Consider the following 3,445-nt stretch of genomic DNA (forward strand, 5'->3'; position numbering starts at 1 on the left):
GGGGTCAGTAATCGATCCCGGGCTGGGGCTCGATGTCGCTGCGGTAGGCGTGCTTCACTTCGACGATCTCGCTCACGGTGTCGGCCCGCTCCACCACCGCCGGATGGGCATCACGCCCGGTCAGTACCAGGTGCATCCCCGGAGGCTTCGACTCCAGCAGTCCCAGCACCTGCTCCAGATCGACCAGCTTCAGCTTCAGCGCGTTGTTGATCTCGTCCAGGATCACCATCTCGAACTTCCCGCTGCCCATCTTCTCCCGCGCAAGCTTGATGGCGTCCTGGGCGTTGGCCCGATGCTCGGCGTAGGGGTACGGATTCCCCAGGATGCCGCAGAAACCCTTCCCGGTCGCATGGAGCTCGACCTTCCCGCCCAGGAGCTTCACCCCGTCCCACTCACCCGCGTAGAGATCTCCCTTCATGAACTGGATCATGCAGACCCTCATGCCGTGGCCGCAGGCGCGCACCGCCATCCCCAGCGCCGAGGTGGTCTTCCCCTTGCCGTTGCCCGTTATCACCACCGTCAGCCCCCGCTTCACCTTGGGCTGCAGATGCTGAATCTTGACCGGAGCGTTACCCTGGTTGCTCATGAGCCTTCCCCCTCTCGGCCATTATCGCACTTCGGGATCATCCCTTCCATCTTCATGATCGTCATCCTCCAGCATCCTGTGCTTGGGTCGCTCGATGTCGCTGAATTCCCCCTTCTGTACCGCCCAGAGGAAGACGAGCCAGCAGGCACAGCCGATGAAGAGCGAGAAGACCATCAGCATGAGCAGGGACTCATCCATGCCGCGCCCTCCTGAGCCTCAGCGAGTTGGCCACCACGCAGACGGAACTGATGGCCATGGCCCCCGCCGCCACGATGGGGGTCAGCTTCCCCGTCATGGCCAGGGGGATGCCGATGGCGTTGTAGAGAAAGGCCCACGCCAGGTTCTGCCTGATGATGGACATGGTGCGGCAGGCGATGCGATGGGCGAAGCAAAGCCGCTGCAGGTCGGGCTTCACCAGCACGAGATCCGATGTCTCGATGGCTATGTCCGTCCCGCCTGCCACGGCACAGCCGATATCCGCAGCGGAGAGGGCGGGGGCGTCATTGATGCCGTCTCCCACCATCAGCACCACCTCCCCCTGCCGGCCCAGTTCCTCGATCAGGGCGGTCTTCCCGGCCGGAGAAAGCTCCCCCGTCCCCGCCGCGATCCCGACCGTTGCGGCGGCTTCTTCCGCGGACGACTGCCGGTCGCCGCTCAGAAGGAGGGTGCCGATTCCGGAATCTTTGAAATAGGAAACCACCCTGGCGGCGTCCTCCCTGATGCGGTCCCTGAGGATGAGCGTTCCGCAGCAGGAACCGGCACGGGCGGCGCAGACCACGATGCAGCCAGCCGGAGCCGGGACGCCCGCGGGTAGGGCCGAGACGCCGAGTCCGCCAAGGAAGCGGAGGCTCCCGACAGCGATCTCTTCACCGGCGACCTTCCCCGTTACTCCTCCTCCCGCCACCGTGGTGATCTCGGCACCCACCGGCACCGCGAGGCCCTCTGCCTCCGCTGCCTCGAGAATCGCCATGCCGACCGGGTGCTGCGAGCCGATCTCCACAGATGCGGCCAGCGACAGCAACCCGGCCGCGTCCCCCTGCGCCGGGCGCACCTCGATCAGCTCGGGGCGCCCGCAGGTAATGGTCCCGGTCTTGTCGAAGACGGCCATGGTGACGCGGCTGAGGCGCTCCAGGACATCGCCTCCCTTGAAAATGACGCCACCCATGGCGGCGGCGCCGGTGCCGGCCACTATCGCCGTCGGGGTGGCGAGTCCCAGGGCGCAGGGGCAGGCCACCACCAGCACAGCCAGGGCGCACATGAGCGAAGCGCCTAGGCCTTCGCCGGAGGCATGGTGCCAGCCGAAGGTGGCGACCGAGAGGGAGATGACGGCGGGTACGAAGAGCGCGCTGACCCGATCGGCGAGAGCCTGGATGGTCGTCCGGCGGCTCTGGGCCTCCTCCACCAGCCGCGCCACCCGGGAGATGAAGCTGTCCGCTTCTTCCCTTTCGCATGAAACCCGCACGGCTCCGGTGAGGTTGCAGGTCCCTGCCAGGACACTCTCCCCGGCGGCCTTGGTGACCGGGAGGGCTTCTCCGGTTGCGGCGGCTTCGTCCACGTCGGTGGAGCCTTCGACGATGCGGCCATCGACTGGGAAGCGTTCGCCGGCGCGGACCAGGATCAGGTCGCCCCTCTTCAACTCCGACGGCTCCACCGCCTCCAGCTCCTCCCCCCGAAAACGTCGCGCTTCCCCTGCACACAGCCCCAGCAGATGCTCGACGCCGGCGGAGGCCTCCCTCCGGGCGGCATTCTCCAGCAGTCTCCCGGCCAGGATGAGGGTGACGATCATGGCGGCGGTCTCGAAGTAGACCTCCTCTCCGGCAAGGGTGGCATAGACGCTGTAGCCGAAGGAGGAGAGGGTGCCGAGGGCGACAAGGAGCTCCATGTTGGCGGAACGGTTACGAAGGGAGCGCCAGGCGCCGGCGAGGAAGGGGCGGCCGCAGTAGAAGACGACGGGGGTGGTGACCAGCAGGGAAAAGAGCTGCAGGAAGTTCCTGGCCCGGGAGTCGATACCCTGCAGGTAGCCGGCATAGAGCGCGAAGGAGTAGGCCATGAGCTGCATGCTGAGGAAGATCGCGGTGCCGAAGCGGAAGAGGAGGTCCCTCTGCTCGCGCTTTGCCACGTCCTCCGCCGCCGTCCTGGTGTAGGGGCGGGGGGCATAGCCGAGTTCGGCGATCGTGGAGAAGATGGCGGCGGGGGTGACGCTCCCGGGGTCGAATGTCACCCGGGCCCGGCCGGTGGCGTAATTGACCCGCGCCTCCCGGACCCCGGGCATCCGCCCGACGATCTTTTCGTTGAGCCAGACGCAGGACGCGCAGCGGATGCCCTGGATCATGATGTCGATGGCGCTATCTTTTTCGGCGGGATAGACGAAGCGGGAAAGGAATGCGTCGTGGTAGCTCCCCTGGTAGGCGGAGGAGGGGAGCCCCGGCTCCTGCCAGTCGCGACGACGGTAGAAGTCATCGAGCCCGGCGCCGGTGATCAGGAGGTAGGCGCCCTGGCAGCCGCGGCAGCAAAATCTGATGGCTCCTTCGCTCCCTGTTACTTCGAGCGCTATCCCCGGCGGGATGGCCGCTCCGCAGTGGAAGCATCGGGAGGCGGTCCCCTCCATCAATTGAAGAACACCAGCTTGCGTGTCGCGGAAGCCCCGCCACAGCTGAAACGGAGGGTGCCGTGAAGCTCCCCTTCGGCTGAAAGCGGGCGGGGGCACTGGAAGGTCCCCGGTGAGACCTCGGCCAATTGCACAGCCGGCCCGAGCTGCGTCCCCCTCTGCTCGGGTTGGAAGGTGAGCCGGCCGCCGGGAACCGGGGCTCCGGCACCATCCGCTACGGTCACTTTCAGTTCGGAACCCGCGAGCGCGGC

At 66.8% G+C, this 3,445-nt stretch carries 3 protein-coding genes and 1 pseudogene; all 4 read right to left on the minus strand.

The features are described from left to right. Positions 1-4: 4 nt before the first annotated feature. Complete coding sequence (locus tag AC11W3_RS09880; protein ID WP_484092938.1) at positions 5-586, minus strand: cob(I)yrinic acid a,c-diamide adenosyltransferase; 582 nt, start codon at positions 584-586, stop codon at positions 5-7. Between the two features lie 21 nt (positions 587-607). Next, on the minus strand, positions 608-784 hold the full coding sequence (ccoS, locus tag AC11W3_RS09885) for a cbb3-type cytochrome oxidase assembly protein CcoS (RefSeq protein WP_484088557.1): 177 nt from the start codon (positions 782-784) through the stop codon (positions 608-610). Further along, on the minus strand, positions 777-3,194 hold the full coding sequence (locus AC11W3_RS09890) for a heavy metal translocating P-type ATPase (protein ID WP_484092939.1): 2,418 nt from the start codon (positions 3,192-3,194) through the stop codon (positions 777-779). The genes ccoS and AC11W3_RS09890 overlap by 8 nt, the downstream gene beginning before the upstream one ends. Further along, positions 3,194-3,445 (minus strand): annotated as a pseudogene (locus tag AC11W3_RS09895) (FixH family protein); the annotation flags it as partial. The pseudogene AC11W3_RS09895 and the gene AC11W3_RS09890, both read right to left, overlap by 1 nt.

The sequence above is a fragment of the Geomonas sp. genome, from assembly GCF_056994735.1.

What these genes read in the sequence shown, in the direction of transcription:
- AC11W3_RS09880 (WP_484092938.1), bottom strand. Translation starts at nt 586, where the DNA reads ATGAGCAACCAGGGTAACGCTCCGGTCAAGATTCAGCATCTGCAGCCC.
- ccoS (WP_484088557.1), bottom strand. Translation starts at nt 784, where the DNA reads ATGGATGAGTCCCTGCTCATGCTGATGGTCTTCTCGCTCTTCATCGGC.
- AC11W3_RS09890 (WP_484092939.1), bottom strand. Translation starts at nt 3,194, where the DNA reads ATGGAGGGGACCGCCTCCCGATGCTTCCACTGCGGAGCGGCCATCCCG.